This is a genomic window from Enterobacter sp. 940_PEND, from assembly GCF_001059415.1.
Classification (GTDB): Bacteria; Pseudomonadota; Gammaproteobacteria; order Enterobacterales; family Enterobacteriaceae; genus Enterobacter; species Enterobacter cloacae_M.
Window position 1 is genome coordinate 24,939 of sequence record NZ_JUMS01000057.1, and the last position, 18,483, is coordinate 43,421.

The window sequence follows — 18,483 nt, forward strand, 5'->3', positions numbered from 1 at the left end:
CCTTAATATGATGACCCGATAAGTGTAGTGCCCGGGCTTCGCTTCGTCTGGCACCGTTAATCTGAAAGTCGGGGCTGATTTTCTTATTGCGCCGTGGTAATAGTGAAACACTGTTGTAAAAAATCCAGGTAGAACCCCATGCCCGAACCTGCCGCTGAACCGGCACTGAGCGGACTGCGCCTCAATCTGCGCATCGTTTCCGTTGTGATTTTCAACTTTGCCAGCTATCTGACCATTGGCCTGCCGCTGGCGGTCCTGCCGGGCTATGTCCATGACGTGATGGGCTTCAGCGCCTTCTGGGCGGGGCTGGTGATAAGCCTGCAATATTTCGCCACGCTCCTCAGCCGCCCGCATGCCGGGCGCTACGCGGATACGTTCGGTCCAAAAAGCATCGTGGTGGTGGGACTGTGCGGCTGTTTTCTCAGTGGCCTGAGCTATCTGCTGGCTGCCGCAACCGGCCACTGGCCGCTGGTCAGCCTGGCGCTGCTCTGCCTGGGCCGCGTCATTTTGGGCATCGGGCAAAGTCTGGCGGGAACCGGCTCAACGCTGTGGGGCGTGGGGGTGGTAGGCGCGCCCCACATTGGCCGGGTGATCTCCTGGAACGGGATTGTCACCTACGGTGCGATGGCGCTCGGGGCGCCGCTCGGCGTGGCCTGCTATGCGCTTGGCGGGCTGTATGGGCTGGCTATCACCATTATGGCGGTCGCGCTGCTGGCAATCCTCTTTGCGCTGCCGCGTCCGAAAGTTAAGGCCAGCAAAGGCAAGCCGCTGCCGTTTCGGGCGGTGCTGGGGCGCGTCTGGCCGTACGGCATGGCGCTGGCGCTGGCGACCACCGGCTTTGGCGTAATCGCGACCTTCATTACCCTGTTCTACGACGCCAAAGGCTGGGACGGCGCTGCCTTTGCGTTAACCCTGTTTAGCTGTGCGTTTGTTGGCGCCCGCCTGCTTTTCCCTAACGGCATCAACCGCCTTGGCGGGCTGAACGTGGCGATGATCTGCTTTGCGATAGAGATTGTCGGGCTGCTGCTGACCGGAATAGCGATGGTGCCCTGGGTCGCGAAAGTGGGCGTGTTTCTCGCGGGGGCTGGCTTTTCCCTGGTCTTCCCGGCGCTGGGCGTGGTGGCGGTAAAAGCCGTGCCGCAGCAGAACCAGGGGGCAGCGCTGGCGACCTATACGGTGTTTATGGATATGTCTTTAGGGATTACCGGCCCGCTGGCGGGGCTGGTGATGGCCTGGGCAGGAGTTCCGGTGATCTATCTTGCCGCGGCGGGGCTGGTGGTGATTGCGCTCCTGCTGACGTGGCGGCTAAAAAAATGGCCCCCGGTGCAGGCACCGGAGGCCACGTCATCATCGTGAAGCGTTACTGGATCACGATGGTGTTAATAATGTTTTCAGCAGCCGTCTGCGCTTTCTGCTGATCTTCGGCTGGCAGGGTGATCTGCAGGGTCAGCAGTTTGTTATCAACCTTGCCCAGCACCACAGAAGAGTATGCGGTCTGGCCTTTTGCAGAGATGATGCTGTCGAGCTGTTGCAGCGTGTGGCCTTTCAGCTCGATGGATTTATTGGTCACGACCTGCAGCTGAGGATCGCGGCCGCGCTGCTGATCTTCCAGACGTTTGGACAGGACGGCCAGGTCTTCGCTGGTGTCGTCGCCCACAATCACAATAACCGCTTTCTGCCCGGTTGCGTCGGAGTAAACGTGCATGTTGTTCGCCTGGGTGCCCAGCTTGCCGCTCTGATCGGTCATATCGGCTGGCAGAGAGAAGCTGAGTTTGCCATCCATCAGATTCACCGGCTGGCCGGTCGCGTTGCTCTCTGCGGATGCGCCCTGAGCAGGCGTTTTCGTGTCGCTGTTATCACAGGCTGCAAGACCCACAACCAGCAGGCCAATCCCGACATATTTAACCAGATTGCGCATTGACTTCTTCCTTTCGATAAACGGCCATAACGGCTCATTCGTTCATCTTATCACAACTGATAAAGCGAACCCTTAACCAGCCTGCAATGCCGTGATTTCAGATTTATCTGCCAGCCTTTTCAGCAGCATATTGAGCAGCACGCCGTACATCGGCAGGAAGAAAACAATGCTGATGAGGACCTTGAAGCAGTAGTCCACCAGCGCGATTTCCATCCAGTGTTCGGCCATGAACGCATCCGGGCTGCGCCAGAAGGCGATGAAGAAGAAGGCCAGCGTATCGCTCACGTTACCGAACAGCGTGGAGGCGGTTGGCGCCATCCACCAGCGATGATTCTGACGCAGGCGGTTAAACACGTGCACGTCGAGGATCTGCCCCAGCGCGTAGGCCATAAAGCTTGCGGCAGCGATACGGGCAACAAACAGGTTGAAGTGGGTTAACGCCTCAAAGCCCTGCCAGCTTCCCATATAAAACAGAGACGAAACCACGTACGAGATGAACAGCGCCGGGAGCATGACCGAAAAAATAATACGGCGAGCCAGCGGTGCGCCAAAGATACGCACGGTCAAATCCGTCGCGAGGAAAATAAACGGGAAGCTGAATGCGCCCCAGGTGGTGTGAAAACCAAAGATGGAGATCGGCAGCTGCACCAGATAGTTGCTGGAGGTGATCACCAGCAAATGGAAAAGCGAAAGCCAGAACAACGCTTTTACGCGCTGTGATTCAGAAAACGACGTCATATTGTGACCTTTTTATACGTTGGGGTGAGGGAACCCAATAAAAACCGCAGCATGATACTGCTTTGTCAGGACATTGCAATGGTTAGTTTTTACGCAATCGTTAACCTGGTTTGCATTGATCGCAACCGGGCGTAAACTACAGCCGTTTTTACCAGACCGAGAAGACCATGACCGACCTGTTTTCCAGCCCAGACCACACTCTTGATGCCCAGGGCCTTCGCTGCCCGGAGCCGGTAATGATGGTACGCAAAACCGTGCGCAACATGCAGACCGGTGAAACGCTGCTGATTATTGCCGACGACCCGGCCACGACCCGCGATATTCCCGGCTTTTGTACCTTTATGGAGCATGAACTGGTGGCACAGCAGACCGAAGCGCTGCCGTACCGGTATTTGATTCGTAAGGGGTAGATGGGTAGTCCTCTGCGGCCTGATGCCCTCACCCCGCCCCTCTCCCACAGGGAGAGGGAGAAAGTCATCCCTTCATCCACGCGCGGATCCCGTCCAGGAACATCTGCGTTGCCATCATCACCAGAATCAGCCCCATCAGGCGTTCCAGCGCGTTCACCCCTTTCTCACCCAGCAGGCGCAGGAACAGCGACGACTGCAGCAGGATGATAAACGTCCCGCCCCAGGCGATCAGCAGGGCAATCACCAGATGGCTCATCTGGTTCGGATACTGATGCGACAGCAGCATCAGCGTGGCCAGAATCGTTGGCCCGGCGACGAGTGGAATCGCCAGCGGCACGATAAACGGCTCTTCACCCGCGGGCAGGCCGCTGCTGCTGCCTTCCGCGCTCGGGAAAATCATCTTAATGGCAATCAGGAACAGAATAATCCCGCCGGAAATCGAAACGGTTTCGGCGCGCAGGTTGAGGAATGCGAGAATTTTCTCACCGGCAAACAGGAAGATAAACATCACCAGCAGGGCGATGAGCAGCTCGCGGATCATAATCGCCCGGCGGCGCTTCGGCTCGGTGTGCTTCAGCACCGACATGAAGATAGGCAGGTTTCCCAGTGGATCCATAATCAGGATCAATAAAACCGCCGCGGAAATGATTTCACTCATCTTTAAATTATCCCTGATACTTAGTAGTGTTATTTCGATGATTAGCGCTTTTTCTGATTGCCGGGCAATCATCGATTAATTTCGCTTGCGACTTTGGCAGCATTTTGTAATGTGAAGCATATCCCAGTTCAATACTGGCTTGCACAATCAGCACACACCCTCAGCAGGAAAAAAATGCTATGAAAAACGTTGGTTTTATCGGCTGGCGCGGTATGGTCGGCTCTGTACTCATGCAACGCATGGTTGAAGAGCGCGATTTCGACGCTATCCGCCCGGTCTTCTTCTCCACTTCCCAGCTCGGCCAGGCTGCTCCGTCCTTTGGTGGTACCACAGGCACGTTGCAGGATGCTTACGATCTGGAAGCGCTGAAGGCACTCGACATTATTGTGACGTGCCAGGGCGGCGATTATACCAACGAAATCTATCCAAAGCTGCGTGAAAGCGGCTGGCAGGGCTACTGGATTGACGCGGCTTCTTCGCTGCGCATGAAAGACGATGCCATCATCATTCTCGACCCGGTAAACCAGGGCGTCATCACCGACGGCCTGAACAACGGCGTGAAAACCTTTGTCGGCGGTAACTGTACCGTCAGCCTGATGCTGATGTCCCTCGGCGGCCTGTTCGCGCAGGATCTGGTTGAGTGGGTCTCCGTGGCGACCTACCAGGCGGCGTCCGGCGGCGGCGCGCGTCATATGCGCGAGCTGCTGACCCAGATGGGCCAGCTGCACCAAAGCGTCGCGACCGAGCTGGCAAACCCGGCGTCCGCGATCCTCGATATTGAACGTAAGGTCACTCACCTGACCCGCAGCGGCGAGCTTCCGGTGGATAACTTCGGCGTACCGCTGGCCGGTGGCCTGATCCCGTGGATCGACAAACAGCTGGATAACGGCCAGACCCGCGAAGAGTGGAAGGGCCAGGCTGAGACTAACAAAATCCTCGCGACCGCGAACACCATTCCGGTTGACGGTCTGTGCGTGCGTATCGGCGCGCTGCGCTGCCACAGCCAGGCCTTCACCATTAAACTGAAAAAAGATGTGTCTATTCCGACCGTGGAAGAGCTGCTGGCCGCGCACAACCCGTGGGCGAAAGTGGTACCAAACGATCGCGATATCACCATGCGCGAGCTGACCCCGGCTGCCGTTACCGGCACGCTGACCACGCCGGTTGGCCGTCTGCGCAAGCTGAACATGGGGCCGGAGTATCTCTCCGCGTTCACCGTCGGCGACCAGCTCCTGTGGGGCGCCGCCGAGCCGCTGCGTCGCATGCTGCGCCAGCTGGCGTAATAATTTGTTAACTACCGGGGGTGATTTTCACCCCTTTTTTTTGCGTACTACATGGAGTAACACGCGTATGTCTTATTTTTTATCAGGAGTCATCTAGAGCGTTGGCTATGCTTTAAGGAAGAGTCATTTCTTACCTGAGGTTCGAACGGAGCAGAATGGATGCACATTTTTGTGCTGTCCCGTTCAGGTCACATTAAAAGTCGTCCCGGAGCGCTTAAAAAGGACGACATAAAAAACAGGATGAATACCATGTCCGATCGTGTGGATAGAGACGTGATTAATGCGCTTATTGCGGGTCATTTTGCTGACCCCTTTTCTGTGCTTGGGATGCATCAAACTGAGGACGGCCTTGAAGTTAGGGCACTGTTACCGGATGCCACAGAAGTCTGGGTGATTGAACCCAAAACCGGCCGCAAGGTCGGTAATCTTGAATGCCTCGATTCCCGTGGCTTTTTCTCGGGCGTAATGCCCCGCCGTAAAAACCCTTTTCGCTATCAGCTCGCCGTTCTCTGGCACGGTCAGCAAAACCTGATTGACGATCCTTACAGCTTCGGCCCTCTGCTTAAAGAGATGGACGCCTGGCTGCTCTCCGAAGGAACGCATCTTCGCCCTTATGAAACCCTGGGTGCCCATGCCGATACCATGGACGGCATTACCGGCACGCGGTTCTCCGTGTGGGCGCCTAACGCCCAGCGCGTCTCCGTTGTCGGCCAGTTCAACTACTGGGACGGTCGCCGCCATCCGATGCGCCTGCGCCGGGAAAGCGGCATCTGGGAGCTGTTTATCCCCGGAGCGCACCCCGGGCAGCTTTATAAATTCGAGATGATCGACGCTAACGGCAAGCTGCGCATTAAAGCCGACCCGTATGCCTTCGAAGCGCAGATGCGCCCGGATACCGCGTCGCTGATTTGCGGCCTGCCGGAGAAGGTCGTCCAGACGGAGGAGCGTAAACAGGCCAACCGTTTTGACGCGCCCATCTCCGTCTATGAGGTACACCTTGGCTCCTGGCGTCGCCACACCGATAACAACTTCTGGCTCAGCTACCGTGAGCTTGCCGACCAGCTGGTGCCCTATGCCAAATGGATGGGCTTTACCCACCTTGAGCTGCTGCCGGTCAACGAGCACCCGTTCGACGGCAGCTGGGGCTATCAGCCTACCGGGCTGTATGCGCCAACGCGCCGCTTTGGCACCCGCGATGACTTCCGCTATTTCATTGATGCCGCGCACGCCGCCGGGCTGAACGTCATCCTCGACTGGGTGCCGGGACATTTCCCATCGGATGATTTCGCGCTGGCAGAGTTTGACGGCACGAAGCTGTACGAGCACAGCGACCCGCGCGAAGGCTATCACCAGGATTGGAACACGCTGATCTACAACTACGGTCGCCGTGAGGTCGCAAACTACCTGGTCGGGAATGCCCTGTACTGGATCGAGCGGTTTGGCATTGACGCCCTGCGCGTCGATGCGGTGGCGTCGATGATCTACCGCGACTACAGCCGCAAAGAGGGTGAGTGGATCCCGAACGAGTTTGGCGGCCGTGAAAACCTGGAAGCGATTGAATTCCTGCGCAATACCAACCGCATTATCGGCGAACAGGTGGACGGTGCCGTGACCATGGCGGAAGAGTCGACCGACTTTGCGGGCGTCTCCCGTCCGCCGTCATTAGGCGGCCTGGGGTTCTGGTACAAGTGGAACCTGGGCTGGATGCACGACACGCTCGACTACATGAAGCTGGATCCGGTTCACCGTAAGTATCATCACGATAAGCTGACGTTCGGGATGCTCTACAACTACACCGAAAACTTCATGCTGCCGCTGTCGCACGATGAAGTGGTGCACGGCAAAAAATCGATTCTCGACCGCATGCCGGGCGACGCGTGGCAGAAGTTTGCCAACCTGCGCGCCTACTACGGCTGGATGTTTGCCTTCCCGGGCAAGAAACTGCTGTTTATGGGCAATGAGTTCGCACAGGGACGCGAGTGGAACCACGACGCCAGCCTCGACTGGCACCTGCTGGAAGGCGGCGACAACTGGCACCACGGGGTGCAGCGTCTGGTGCGCGACCTGAACCTGACCTACCGCCACCACAAAGCGCTGCACGAGCTCGACTTCGATCCGTACGGCTTTGAGTGGCTGGTGGTGGACGACCACGAGCGCTCGGTGTTTGTCTTTGTGCGTCGTGACAAAGCGGGTAACGAGATCATCGTCGCCAGCAACTTCACGCCGGTGCCGCGCGAACACTACCGCTTCGGCATTAACCAGCCGGGCAAATGGCGCGAGATCCTGAATACCGACTCGATGCACTATCACGGCAGCAACGCCGGTAACGGCGGGCTGGTACAGAGCGATGCCATCGAAAGCCACGGGCGACCCAACTCCCTGAGCCTGACGCTGCCGCCGCTTGGCACCATCTGGCTGATGCGGGAGGGCGAATGACGCAGCTTACGGCAGGTAAACCCGAACCGCTTGGCGCGCGTTTTGACGGAAAAGGTGTCAATTTCACCCTCTTTTCCGCTCATGCTGAGCGGGTAGAACTGTGCGTGTTTGACGGGGAAGGTAACGAGCACCGTTACGATTTACCCGCGCGCACGGGGGATACCTGGCACGGCTACCTGGCCGGAGGACGGCCAGGCATGCACTATGGCTTTCGCGTACACGGTCCGTGGGATCCGGCGCAGGGCCACTGGTTTAACCCGGCGAAGCTGCTGATTGATCCGTGCGCGCACCGCGTGGACGGTGAATTTAAAGACGACCCGCTTTTCCACGTGGGCTACGGCGGGCCTGACCATCGCGACAGCGCGCCCGTCGCGCCAAAAAGCGTGGTGGTGAACGATCTTTATGACTGGGAAGACGATGCCCCGCCGCACACGCCGTGGGGCAATACCGTCATTTATGAAGCCCACGTTAAAGGGCTGACCTACCTGCACCCGTCGATCCCCAAAGAGATGCGCGGCACCTATAAGGCGCTCGGGCATCCCACCATGATCGCCTACCTGAAGCACCTCGGCATCACCGCCCTGGAACTGCTTCCCGTTGCCCATTTTGCCAGCGAGCCGCGTCTGCAGCGGCTGGGGCTGAGCAACTACTGGGGCTACAACCCGCTGGCGATGTTCGCGCTTGAGCCGCGCTATGCCGCCCATCCGGAAAAGGCGCGGGACGAGTTTCGCGATGCGGTGAAGGCGCTCCACGCGGCGGGCGTTGAGGTCATTCTGGACGTCGTGCTGAACCACAGTGCTGAAAGCGATCTCGACGGTCCGACGCTCTCCATGCGCGGAATTGATAACCGTAGCTATTATTGGATCAGGCAGGATGGCGATTATGAGAACTGGACCGGCTGCGGTAACACGCTCAACCTCAGCCATCCGGCGGTCACGCATTTTGCTTATGAATGCCTGAAATACTGGGTGGAGACGTTCCACGTCGACGGTTTTCGTTTCGACCTGGCGCCCGTAATGGGGCGCACGCCGGCGTTCAGCCAGCAGGCTCCGCTGTTTGAGGCGATAAAAAACTGTCCGGTGCTCTCGCGCGTGAAGCTCATTGCCGAGCCGTGGGACATCGGGGAAGGCGGTTATCAGGTCGGGAATTTCCCGCCGCTGTTTGCCGAGTGGAACGATCACTACCGCGATGCCGCGCGCCGCTTCTGGCTGGAACGGAATCTGTCGCTGGGGGAGTTCGCCGGACGCTTTGCCGCTTCAAGCGATCTCTTTAAGCGCGACGGCAAACGCCCGTCGGCCACCGTCAATCTGTTGACGGCACACGACGGTTTTACGCTCAGGGACTGCGTTTGTTTCAATCAGAAACACAATGAGGCAAACGGCGAAGAGAATCGCGATGGCACTAACAATAACCATAGCTTTAATCATGGTATAGAAGGGTTAGGCGGAAGCCTGGACGTCATCGAGCGGCGACGCGCCAGCGTTCACGCTTTGCTGACAACGCTTTTATTGTCGCAGGGCACGCCGATGCTGCTGGCAGGCGATGAACACGGCCATAGCCAGCACGGTAACAACAATGCGTATTGCCAGGACAACACGTTAACCTGGCTCTACTGGGGTGAAGCCAACAGCGGGCTGATTCATTTTACCGCTGCGCTGATCCATCTTCGCCAGCAGATCCCCGCGCTGACCGCCGACCGCTGGTGGGAAGAGGGTGACGGCAACGTTCGCTGGTTGAATCAAGACGCGCAACCCTTAAGCGCGCAAGAGTGGCAACACGGTGTACCACGCCTGCAAATCCTGCTGTCGGATAAATGGCTGGTCACGCTGAACGCGACGGATGACGTCGCAGCGATTGTTTTACCTGAAGGGGAATGGCGAGCTGTTCCCCCCTTTGCCGGAGCGGATAATCCGGTAGTAATGGCTGTCTGGCACGGGCCTGCGCACGGAGTGTGCGTATTCCAAAGATGATAAAAAAGGAGTTAGTCATGGTTAGATTAGAGAAGAACGATCCCTTAATGTTGGCGCGCCAGCTACCATTAAAAACGGTTGCCCTGATACTTGCGGGTGGACGTGGTACCCGTCTGAAAGATTTGACCATCAAGCGCGCGAAACCGGCCGTTCACTTTGGTGGTAAGTTCCGTATCATCGACTTTGCGCTCTCCAACTGTCTCAACTCGGGCATTCGCCGTATTGGCGTCATTACGCAGTATCAGTCGCACACGCTGGTTCAGCATATCCAGCGCGGCTGGTCATTCTTCAGCGAAGAGATGAACGAGTTTGTCGATCTCCTTCCCGCTCAGCAACGCGTCCACGGCGAGAACTGGTACCGCGGAACGGCGGATGCGGTGACGCAGAACCTCGACATCATTCGCCGCTACAGCGCGGAATACATCGTGATCCTCGCCGGGGACCATATCTACAAGCAAGATTACTCCCACATGCTCATCGACCACGTCGAAAAAGGGGCGCGCTGCACCGTAGCGTGTCTGCCTGTGCCCGTTGCTGAAGCGACGGCGTTTGGCGTGATGCACGTGGATGCCGACGACAAAATTATCGACTTTGTTGAAAAACCGGCGAACCCGCCAACCATGCCCGGCGATGACACCAAATCGCTCGCCAGCATGGGGATTTATGTCTTTGATGCAGATTATCTTTATGAGCTGCTGGAAGACGATGACAAAGACGAAAACTCCAGCCACGACTTCGGTAAAGACATCATTCCGAAAATCACTAAAGCTGGCATGGCGTATGCACATCCTTTCCCGCTGTCCTGCGTGCAGTCCGACCCCAATGCGGAACCTTACTGGCGCGATGTGGGAACCCTGGAAGCCTACTGGAAAGCGAACCTCGATCTGGCATCGGTCACGCCTGAGCTGGATATGTACGACCAGAACTGGCCGATTCGTACCCATATGGAATCGCTGCCCCCGGCCAAATTCGTGCAGGATCGCTCCGGCAGCCACGGTATGACGCTGAACTCGCTGGTGTCCGGCGGGTGCATTATTTCAGGCTCGGTGGTGGTGCAGTCGGTGCTGTTCCCCCGCGTGCGGATAAATTCATTCTGTAATATCGATTCGGCAGTCTTACTGCCTGATGTCTGGGTAGGGCGCTCGTGCCGTCTGCGTCGCTGCGTTATTGATCGTGCCTGCGTCATTCCAGAAGGGATGGTGATTGGTGAGAACGCGGAAGAAGACGCGCGTCGTTTCTATCGTTCGGAAGAGGGGATCGTGTTAGTCACACGGGAAATGTTGCGGAAGCTGCAGATCAAACAGGAGCGATGATGCAGGTTTTACATGTATGTTCTGAGATGTTCCCGTTATTAAAAACGGGCGGTCTGGCAGATGTTCTGGGTGCATTACCGGCAGCGCAAATCGCCGGAGGCGTGGATACCCGAGTCCTGCTGCCCGCCTTTCCGGATATCCGGCGCGGTATTCCCGATGCAAAAGTGGTGACCCGCCGTGAGACCTTCGCCGGACGCATCACCCTGCTGTTTGGACATTACAATGGCGTAGGGATTTACCTGATCGACGCGCCGCACTTATACGATCGACCGGGCAGCCCGTATCACGATACGAACCTGTTCGCCTACACCGACAACGTGCTGCGCTTTGCGCTGCTCGGCTGGGTCGGGGCAGAAATGGCGACGGGGCTGGATCCGTTCTGGCGCCCGGATGTGGTGCACGCGCACGACTGGCACGCCGGGCTTGCCCCGGCGTATCTCGCGGCGCGCGGCCATCCGGCCAAATCGGTCTTTACCGTGCACAACCTGGCGTATCAGGGGATGTACTATGCCCATCACATGAGTGAAATCGATCTGCCATTATCGTTCTATAACATGCACGGACTGGAATTTAACGGGCAGATCTCGTTCCTGAAAGCCGGGCTGTACTACGCCGATCACATCACGGCGGTGAGCCCGACCTACGCGCGTGAGATCACCCAGCCGGAGTTTGGCTACGGTATGGAAGGGTTGCTGCAACAGCGCCACCGCGAAGGACGCCTGTCGGGCATTCTGAACGGCGTGGATGAACAGATCTGGAGCCCGGAGACCGATCTCCTGCTGGCGGCGCGCTATGGACGTGATTCCGTGGAGGACAAAGCGGAAAACAAACGCCAGCTGCAGATTGCGATGGGCCTGAAGGTTAACGACAAAGTGCCGCTGTTCGCGGTGGTCAGCCGCCTGACCAGCCAGAAAGGGCTGGATCTGGTGCTGGAGGCGTTGCCCGGTTTACTGGAGCAGGGCGGACAGCTGGCGCTGCTCGGCGCGGGCGACCCGGTGCTGCAGGAAGGTTTCCTTGCCGCCGCGGCGGAACATCCGGGGCAGGTGGGCGTGCAGATTGGCTACCACGAAGCGTTCTCGCACCGCATCATGGGCGGCGCGGACGTCATCCTGGTGCCGAGCCGTTTCGAACCCTGCGGCCTGACGCAGCTGTACGGCCTGAAATACGGCACCCTGCCGCTGGTACGCCGCACGGGCGGGCTGGCGGACACCGTATCCGATAGCTCTCTGGAAAACCTGGCGGACGGTATCGCCAGCGGGTTTGTCTTTGAGGACAGTAATGCCTGGTCGCTGCTTCGGGCGATTCGGCGTGCTTTCGTCTTGTGGTCCCGTCCATCGCTCTGGCGTTACGTTCAGCGTCAGGCGATGTCCATGGACTTTAGCTGGCATGTCGCGGCGCAGTCATACCGCGATCTCTATCAACGCTTGATGTAACGAGGCGAAGTTACTGATATGAACGCTCCATTTAGCTACTCTTCACCCACGCTCAGCGTTGAGGCGTTAAAGCACTCCATCGCCTACAAGCTGATGTTCACCATCGGGAAAGATCCGGTTATCGCCAACAAACACGAGTGGCTGAACGCCACCCTGTTTGCGGTGCGTGACCGCTTAGTTGAACGCTGGCTGCGCTCAAACCGCGCCCAGCTCTCGCAGGAAACGCGTCAGGTTTACTACCTGTCGATGGAATTTTTGATTGGCCGCACGCTTTCCAACGCGCTGTTGTCGCTCGGTATTTATGACGACGTCAAAACCGCCCTGGAAGAGATGGGGTTAGATTTAGAAGAGCTGATCGACGAAGAGAACGACCCGGGCCTCGGCAACGGCGGCCTGGGGCGTCTCGCCGCCTGCTTCCTCGACTCGCTGGCGACGCTGGCGCTGCCGGGCCGCGGCTACGGTATTCGCTACGACTACGGTATGTTCAAACAGAACATCGTCGACGGGCGCCAGAAAGAGTCGCCGGACTACTGGCTGGAGTACGGCAACCCGTGGGAGTTTAAGCGCCACAATACGCGCTACAAGGTGCGCTTTGGCGGACGTATTCAGCAGGAAGGCAAAAAATCCCGCTGGGTAGAAACGGAAGAGATCCTGGCCGTGGCCTACGACCAGATTATCCCCGGCTATGACACCGATGCCACCAACACGCTGCGCCTGTGGAGCGCCCAGGCCAGTAGCGAGATTAACCTCGGTAAATTCAACCAGGGTGACTACTTTGCGGCGGTGGAAGATAAAAACCACTCCGAGAACGTGTCCCGCGTGCTGTACCCGGATGACTCGACCTACTCCGGCCGCGAGCTGCGCCTGCGTCAGGAGTATTTCCTCGTTTCGGCGACCATTCAGGACATCCTCAGCCGCCACCATCAGCTGCACAAAACCTACGCCAACCTGGCGGAGAAAACCGCGATCCACCTTAACGACACCCACCCGGTGCTCTCCATTCCGGAGCTGATGCGCCTGCTGATTGACGAGCATAAGTTCAGCTGGGATGACGCGTTTGAAGTGACCTGTCAGGTGTTCTCCTACACCAACCACACGCTAATGAGCGAAGCGCTGGAAACGTGGCCGGTGGACATGCTCGGCAAAATCCTGCCGCGCCATCTGCAGATTATCTTTGAGATTAACGACTACTTCCTCAAGACCCTGCAGGAGCAATACCCGAACGATACCGGGCTGCTGAGCCGCGCTTCCATCATTGATGAATCGAACGGGCGCCGCGTGCGCATGGCCTGGCTGGCGGTCGTCATCAGCCACAAGGTCAACGGCGTGTCCGAGCTCCACTCGAACCTGATGGTGCAGTCGCTGTTTGCGGACTTCGCGAAGATCTTCCCGACGCGGTTCTGCAACGTGACCAACGGCGTCACGCCGCGCCGCTGGCTGGCGCTGGCCAACCAGCCGCTCTCTGAGGTGCTGGACGAGAATATCGGCCGTACCTGGCGTACCGACTTGAGCCAGCTGAGCGAGCTGGAACAGCATATTGATTTCCCGACGGTGAACAAAGCCGTGCGCGAAGCCAAGCTGCTGAACAAAAAGCGTCTGGCGGTCTGGCTGGCGATGCACCTCAACGTGGTGGCAAACCCGAAAGCGCTGTTCGACGTTCAGATCAAACGCATCCACGAATACAAGCGTCAGCTGATGAACGTGCTTCACGTGATCACCCATTACAACCGCATCAAGGCCGAACCAACGGCCGAATGGGTGCCGCGCGTGAAAATCTTCGCCGGTAAGGCGGCTTCTGCCTACTACATGGCGAAGCACATCATTCACCTCATCAACGACGTGGCGAAGGTGGTCAACCAGGATCCGGATATTGGCGACAAGCTGAAGGTGGTGTTCATTCCTAACTACAGCGTGAGCCTGGCGCAGATGATCATCCCGGCGGCGGATCTCTCTGAGCAGATTTCCACGGCGGGTACGGAGGCATCCGGCACCAGTAACATGAAGTTTGCCCTTAACGGCGCGCTGACCATTGGTACGCTTGACGGGGCGAACGTCGAGATGCTGGAGCACGTGGGCGAAGAAAATATCTTTATTTTCGGTAACACGACGGAAGAGGTGGAGGCGCTGCGCAGGAAAGGCTACTCGCCGCGTCAGTATTACGAAGAGGATGAAGAGCTACGTCAGGTGCTGACGCAGATCGCGACCGGCGTGTTTAGCCCGGATGAACCGAGTCGCTATCGCGATCTGGTGGATTCGCTGATTAACTTTGGCGATCACTACCAGGTGCTGGCGGATTATCGCAGCTACGTGGACTGTCAGGATAAGGTTGACGAGCTGTACCGTCAGCAGGAGAAGTGGACCAGCGCCGCGATGTATAACATCGCCAATATGGGCTATTTCTCGTCCGACAGGACCATCAAGGAGTATGCCGAGACGATCTGGCATATTGATCCGGTAAGGTTGTAAAAACAACCCCTCACCCCAGCCCTCTCCCCAAAGGGGAGAGGGTGTTAAAGTCCCCTCTCCCCTTCGGGGAGAGGGTTAGGGTGAGGGGGCATCAGCCCGCACCGATCGTATTACGACGCCAGCGACAGCTCACGCTTCCCCGCATTTTGCTGTAACCACTGCGCCACGCGAGACTGCTGCTCGGCGTTTAGCCACATACCTTCTTTGGTACGACGCCAGATAGCATCATCCAGACGACGAACCCACTCGTGCTCAACCAGGTAGCGCAGCTCGGCTTCATACAGCTCGTGGCCGAAATGCTCGCCCAGATCCGCAATGTCCTTCGCGTCGGCCAGGAACAGCTCGGTATTGCTGCCGTAGGTGCGGGCATAGTGGCGCGCCATCCCTTCGGTGATGAACGGGAAGCGACGGCGCAGCTTGGCGGCGTAATCATCGCGATTGTCGCCGATATCACCGCCGGGCAGTACCGCGCCTTTGGTCCATGCCGGGCCAATGCCTTTATAGTACGGCGCCAGTTTTTCCAGCGCGTGCTCGGCCAGCTTGCGGTAGGTGGTCAGCTTGCCGCCAAACACGGAAAGCAGCGGCGCCTGGCCGTCAACGTCGTGAATATCGAGCGTATAGTCGCGGGTAATCGCCTGCGGTGAGTCAGACTCGTCATCGCACAGCGGACGCACGCCGGAGTAAGTCCAGACCACGTCGTCGCGTGACAGCTGCTTCCTGAAGTGCGCGTTATACACTTTGAGCAGGTAGTTCACTTCGCTCTCATCGATCTCGACGTTCTTCGGATCGCCTTTGTACTCCACGTCGGTGGTGCCGATGATCGAGAATTCGTCCATCCACGGGATCACAAACACGATGCGCTTGTCTTCGTTCTGCAGAATGTAGGCCTGCTTCTGGGTATGCACGCGCGGTACCACAATGTGGCTGCCCTTGATCAGGCGAATGCCGTACGGCGAAGGCAGATGCATGCCGTCGTCGAAGAACTGCTTCACCCACGGGCCGGTAGCGTTCACCAGACCGCGCGCTTTCCAGCTGAATTTCTCGCCGGTATCGATGTCTTCCGCTTCCACAATCCACAGGCCGTTTTCACGACGTGCAGAGGTCGCACGGGTACGGGTTTTCACCTCGCCACCTTTCTTCTCGACCATCTGGGCATTCGCCAGCACCAGGCGCGCGTCGTCCACCCAGCAGTCGGAATATTCGAAACCGCGCACAATTTCTGGCTTAAGGACCGATTCTGAGCCAAAACGCAAACCTTTCGAACCCGGGAGGCTGGTGCGTTTACCCAGATGATCGTACATAAACAGACCGATTCGGATCATCCACGCCGGACGCAGATGCGGGCGATGGGGCAGGCGGAAGCGCATCGGAATCGCCAGATGCGGTGCCATTTTCAGCAGCACTTCACGTTCGGCCAGCGCTTCGCTGACCAGGCGGAATTCGTAGTGTTCTAGGTAGCGCAGGCCACCGTGAATCAGTTTGGAGCTGGCGGACGACGTCGCGCAGGCGAGATCGTTAGCTTCCAGCATCAGTACGGATAAACCGCGTCCTGCGGCGTCGACCGCAATACCGGCACCGTTGATGCCACCGCCTATCACAATCAGATCTTTGGTTTCCATAACACCCTCACGCACTTTCGTTAAAGCTCAGAAATGTTCGATATCGCTCATGATAGCAAAGGAACGCGCTTTTGGTAACATCAAAAAAACAATTTAGAGTGATATGGATAACATAATGGCGTTTACCCGCCGCCAGGACGTACACTACGGGGTAAAATAGTGCGACTAACTTTTCTCCCTCTCCCCGTGGGAGAGGGCTGGGGTGAGGGCATCAGCGCGCACCCAACCTGAACAACAGAAAGAGAACACCATGGATCAGTTTGAATGTATTAACGTAGAAGAAGCCCACCAGAAGATGCACCAGGGAAAAGCGGTGCTGGTGGACATCCGCGATCCGCAGAGTTTTGCGATGGGCCATACGCCGGGCGCGTTTCATCTCACTAACGACACGCTGGGCGCGTTTATGCGCGATAACGACTTCGAGACGCCGGTCATGGTCATGTGCTACCACGGCAACAGCAGCAAGGGCGCGGCGCAGTATCTGCTTCAGCAGGGCTACGACGCGGTATACAGCGTCGACGGCGGCTTCGATGCCTGGCATCGTCATTTCCCGGCAGAAGTGGAATACGCTTTTGAGCGCTGATCCCGCTATACTGTCCCCTTTTGTGTGGAAATAAGCGACCGCTGCCCATGTTGATGATCACCTCTTTTACCAACCCGCGCGTCGCCCAGGCGTTTGTCGACTATATGGCGACGCAGGGCGTTATTCTGACCATTCAGCAACATAACCAGACCGACGTCTGGCTGGCCGACGAGAGCCAGGCCGCGCGCGTAAACGAAGAGCTGGCGCGTTTTCTTGAGAACCCCGGCGACCCGCGCTATCTGGCGGCCAGCTGGCAGTCCGGGCAGACCGACAGCGGATTGCACTACAGCCGTTTTCCCTTCCTCGCCACCATCCGCGAGCGCGCGGGTCCGTTTACTTTGCTGCTGATGGCGGCCTGCATTATCGTCTTCATTATCATGAACGTGGTGGGCGATCAGAGCGTGATGATTGCTCTGGCCTGGCCCTATGACCCGTCTCTTGAGTTTGACGTCTGGCGCTACTTTAGCCACGCGCTGATGCACTTCTCGGTGATGCATATCCTCTTCAACCTGCTCTGGTGGTGGTATCTCGGCGGCGCCGTTGAAAAGCGTCTGGGCAGCGGCAAGCTGATCGTTATCACCCTTATCAGCGCCCTGCTCAGCGGCTATGTGCAGCACAAGTTCAGCGGGCCGTGGTTCGGCGGGCTGTCGGGCGTCGTGTACGCCCTGATGGGCTATGTCTGGCTTCGCGGGGAGCGCGATCCGGAAAGCGGCATTTATCTGCAGCGCGGATTAATAACCTTTGCGTTAATATGGCTAATTGCCGGATGGTTTGATCTGTTTGGTATGTCTATCGCCAACGGTGCACACGTCGCCGGGCTGGCCGTGGGGCTGGCGATGGCCTTTGCCGACACGCTCCATGCGCGAAAACGAACATAATTCTCAGGGATAATTGATGAAACAAACACAACGTCATGACGCTATTATCGAACTGGTAAAAAAACAGGGATACGTCAGCACCGAAGAGCTGGTGGAGCAGTTTGCCGTCAGCCCACAAACCATCCGTCGTGACCTGAATGACCTGGCCGATCAGAACCGCATTCTTCGCCACCACGGCGGCGCGGCGCTGCCGTCCAGTTCGGTCAATACCTCCTGGCATGACCGTAAAGCCACGCAGACGGCAGAGAAAGAGCGCATTGCCCGCAAGGTCGCCAGCCAGATCCCGAACGGCGCGACGCTGTTTATTGATATCGGCACGACGCCGGAAGCGGTCGCCCATGCGCTGCTGGATCACGAGAACCTGCGCGTGGTCACGAACAACCTGAACGTGGCCAATACCCTGATGCAGAAAGATGACTTCCGCATCATCCTCGCGGGCGGCGAACTGCGCAGCCGCGACGGCGGGATTATCGGCGAAGCGACCCTCGATTTTATCTCTCAGTTCCGCCTCGACTTCGGCATTCTCGGGATCAGCGGCATCGACAGCGACGGCTCGCTGCTGGAGTTTGATTATCACGAGGTGCGCACCAAGCGCGCGATTATTGAGAACTCACGCCACGTGATGCTGGTGGTAGACCATTCGAAGTTTGGCCGAAATGCGATGGTGAACATGGGCAGCATCAGCATGGTGGATGCGGTCTACACCGACGTGATGCCGCCAGCGGGCGTGATGCAGGTGATTAAAGATAATAATTTGCAGCTGGAATTGTGCTAGGAC

General features: G+C 57.8%; 15 protein-coding genes. 11 read left to right on the forward strand and 4 right to left on the reverse strand.

What is annotated here, in order from left to right:
* Positions 1–138 precede the first annotated feature (138 nt).
* Positions 139–1,356 carry an MFS transporter gene (locus ADJ24_RS08565; protein ID WP_023309516.1) on the forward strand — a complete coding sequence of 406 codons (1,218 nt, stop codon included), beginning with the start codon at positions 139–141 and terminating at the stop codon, positions 1,354–1,356.
* Positions 1,357–1,360: 4 nt separating this feature from the next.
* Here the strand turns inward: ADJ24_RS08565 and ADJ24_RS08570 are convergent, their stop codons facing one another.
* Together ADJ24_RS08570 and ADJ24_RS08575 are read right to left on the reverse strand one after the other, a co-directional pair.
* Positions 1,361–1,918: a DcrB family lipoprotein gene (locus ADJ24_RS08570; protein ID WP_023309515.1), complete on the reverse strand. Its 558-nt coding sequence runs from the start codon at positions 1,916–1,918 to the stop codon at positions 1,361–1,363.
* A 72-nt stretch (positions 1,919–1,990) separates the two neighbouring features.
* Positions 1,991–2,656, reverse strand: a complete 666-nt coding sequence (locus ADJ24_RS08575) for a 7-cyano-7-deazaguanine/7-aminomethyl-7-deazaguanine transporter (protein WP_023309514.1) — start codon at positions 2,654–2,656, stop codon at positions 1,991–1,993.
* A 167-nt stretch (positions 2,657–2,823) separates the two neighbouring features.
* Here ADJ24_RS08575 and tusA point away from each other — a divergent pair, with 167 nt between their 5' ends.
* On the forward strand, positions 2,824–3,066 hold the full coding sequence (tusA, locus tag ADJ24_RS08580; protein WP_008503071.1) for a sulfurtransferase TusA: 243 nt from the start codon (positions 2,824–2,826) through the stop codon (positions 3,064–3,066).
* A gap of 64 nt (positions 3,067–3,130) precedes the next feature.
* Here the strand turns inward: tusA and yhgN are convergent, their stop codons facing one another.
* A complete protein-coding gene (gene yhgN / locus ADJ24_RS08585) occupies positions 3,131–3,724 on the reverse strand; it encodes an NAAT family transporter YhgN (protein ID WP_003861574.1) in 594 nt (197 codons plus the stop codon).
* 179 nt (positions 3,725–3,903) lie between these two features.
* Between yhgN and asd the strand changes: the two genes are divergently transcribed.
* The 6 genes from asd (at position 3,904) to glgP (ending at position 14,625) form a co-directional block, all read left to right on the forward strand.
* Complete coding sequence (asd, locus tag ADJ24_RS08590; RefSeq protein ID WP_023309513.1) at positions 3,904–5,007, forward strand: aspartate-semialdehyde dehydrogenase; 1,104 nt, start codon at positions 3,904–3,906, stop codon at positions 5,005–5,007.
* A 249-nt stretch (positions 5,008–5,256) separates the two neighbouring features.
* Entirely contained in the window at positions 5,257–7,443 is a 2,187-nt protein-coding gene (gene glgB / locus ADJ24_RS08595) for a 1,4-alpha-glucan branching enzyme (protein WP_032668275.1), read from the forward strand.
* Positions 7,440–9,413, forward strand: coding sequence for a glycogen debranching protein GlgX (gene glgX / locus ADJ24_RS08600; RefSeq protein WP_023309511.1), 1,974 nt, complete (start codon positions 7,440–7,442; stop codon positions 9,411–9,413). Before glgB ends, glgX begins: the two co-directional genes overlap by 4 nt.
* A gap of 17 nt (positions 9,414–9,430) precedes the next feature.
* Entirely contained in the window at positions 9,431–10,726 is a 1,296-nt protein-coding gene (gene glgC / locus ADJ24_RS08605) for a glucose-1-phosphate adenylyltransferase (protein ID WP_023309510.1), read from the forward strand.
* Positions 10,726–12,159 (forward strand): glycogen synthase GlgA, encoded by a 1,434-nt coding sequence (gene glgA, locus ADJ24_RS08610; protein ID WP_023309509.1) that lies wholly within the window; start codon positions 10,726–10,728, stop codon positions 12,157–12,159. Before glgC ends, glgA begins: the two co-directional genes overlap by 1 nt.
* A gap of 18 nt (positions 12,160–12,177) precedes the next feature.
* The gene (gene glgP / locus ADJ24_RS08615) at positions 12,178–14,625 is read left to right on the forward strand and encodes a glycogen phosphorylase (protein ID WP_023309508.1); all 2,448 of its coding nucleotides are present in this window, start codon (positions 12,178–12,180) and stop codon (positions 14,623–14,625) included.
* A 110-nt stretch (positions 14,626–14,735) separates the two neighbouring features.
* Here the strand turns inward: glgP and glpD are convergent, their stop codons facing one another.
* The gene (gene glpD / locus ADJ24_RS08620) at positions 14,736–16,244 is read right to left on the reverse strand and encodes a glycerol-3-phosphate dehydrogenase (protein ID WP_023309507.1); all 1,509 of its coding nucleotides are present in this window, start codon (positions 16,242–16,244) and stop codon (positions 14,736–14,738) included.
* A 250-nt stretch (positions 16,245–16,494) separates the two neighbouring features.
* On the opposite strand from glpD, the gene glpE reads away from it, so the two are divergent.
* Genes glpE through ADJ24_RS08635 form a run of 3 tightly spaced genes read left to right on the forward strand, consistent with a single transcriptional unit; the run spans position 16,495 to position 18,480 of the window.
* The gene (gene glpE / locus ADJ24_RS08625) at positions 16,495–16,827 is read left to right on the forward strand and encodes a thiosulfate sulfurtransferase GlpE (protein ID WP_006177908.1); all 333 of its coding nucleotides are present in this window, start codon (positions 16,495–16,497) and stop codon (positions 16,825–16,827) included.
* A gap of 47 nt (positions 16,828–16,874) precedes the next feature.
* Positions 16,875–17,705 carry a rhomboid family intramembrane serine protease GlpG gene (gene glpG, locus ADJ24_RS08630; RefSeq protein WP_023309506.1) on the forward strand — a complete coding sequence of 277 codons (831 nt, stop codon included), beginning with the start codon at positions 16,875–16,877 and terminating at the stop codon, positions 17,703–17,705.
* A gap of 16 nt (positions 17,706–17,721) precedes the next feature.
* The gene (locus tag ADJ24_RS08635) at positions 17,722–18,480 is read left to right on the forward strand and encodes a DeoR/GlpR family transcriptional regulator (RefSeq protein WP_008503060.1); all 759 of its coding nucleotides are present in this window, start codon (positions 17,722–17,724) and stop codon (positions 18,478–18,480) included.
* Positions 18,481–18,483: the final 3 nt, after the last annotated feature.

Excerpts from the sequence above, each read along its gene's own strand:
- glgA (WP_023309509.1), top strand. The coding sequence starts at position 10,726 with ATGCAGGTTTTACATGTATGTTCTGAGATGTTCCCGTTATTAAAAACG.
- asd (WP_023309513.1), top strand. The coding sequence starts at position 3,904 with ATGAAAAACGTTGGTTTTATCGGCTGGCGCGGTATGGTCGGCTCTGTA.
- ADJ24_RS08635 (WP_008503060.1), top strand. The coding sequence starts at position 17,722 with ATGAAACAAACACAACGTCATGACGCTATTATCGAACTGGTAAAAAAA.
- ADJ24_RS08570 (WP_023309515.1), bottom strand. The coding sequence starts at position 1,918 with ATGCGCAATCTGGTTAAATATGTCGGGATTGGCCTGCTGGTTGTGGGT.
- ADJ24_RS08575 (WP_023309514.1), bottom strand. The coding sequence starts at position 2,656 with ATGACGTCGTTTTCTGAATCACAGCGCGTAAAAGCGTTGTTCTGGCTT.
- glgB (WP_032668275.1), top strand. The coding sequence starts at position 5,257 with ATGTCCGATCGTGTGGATAGAGACGTGATTAATGCGCTTATTGCGGGT.
- tusA (WP_008503071.1), top strand. The coding sequence starts at position 2,824 with ATGACCGACCTGTTTTCCAGCCCAGACCACACTCTTGATGCCCAGGGC.
- ADJ24_RS08565 (WP_023309516.1), top strand. The coding sequence starts at position 139 with ATGCCCGAACCTGCCGCTGAACCGGCACTGAGCGGACTGCGCCTCAAT.
- glgP (WP_023309508.1), top strand. The coding sequence starts at position 12,178 with ATGAACGCTCCATTTAGCTACTCTTCACCCACGCTCAGCGTTGAGGCG.
- glgX (WP_023309511.1), top strand. The coding sequence starts at position 7,440 with ATGACGCAGCTTACGGCAGGTAAACCCGAACCGCTTGGCGCGCGTTTT.
- glpG (WP_023309506.1), top strand. The coding sequence starts at position 16,875 with ATGTTGATGATCACCTCTTTTACCAACCCGCGCGTCGCCCAGGCGTTT.
- glgC (WP_023309510.1), top strand. The coding sequence starts at position 9,431 with ATGGTTAGATTAGAGAAGAACGATCCCTTAATGTTGGCGCGCCAGCTA.
- glpD (WP_023309507.1), bottom strand. The coding sequence starts at position 16,244 with ATGGAAACCAAAGATCTGATTGTGATAGGCGGTGGCATCAACGGTGCC.
- glpE (WP_006177908.1), top strand. The coding sequence starts at position 16,495 with ATGGATCAGTTTGAATGTATTAACGTAGAAGAAGCCCACCAGAAGATG.
- yhgN (WP_003861574.1), bottom strand. The coding sequence starts at position 3,724 with ATGAGTGAAATCATTTCCGCGGCGGTTTTATTGATCCTGATTATGGAT.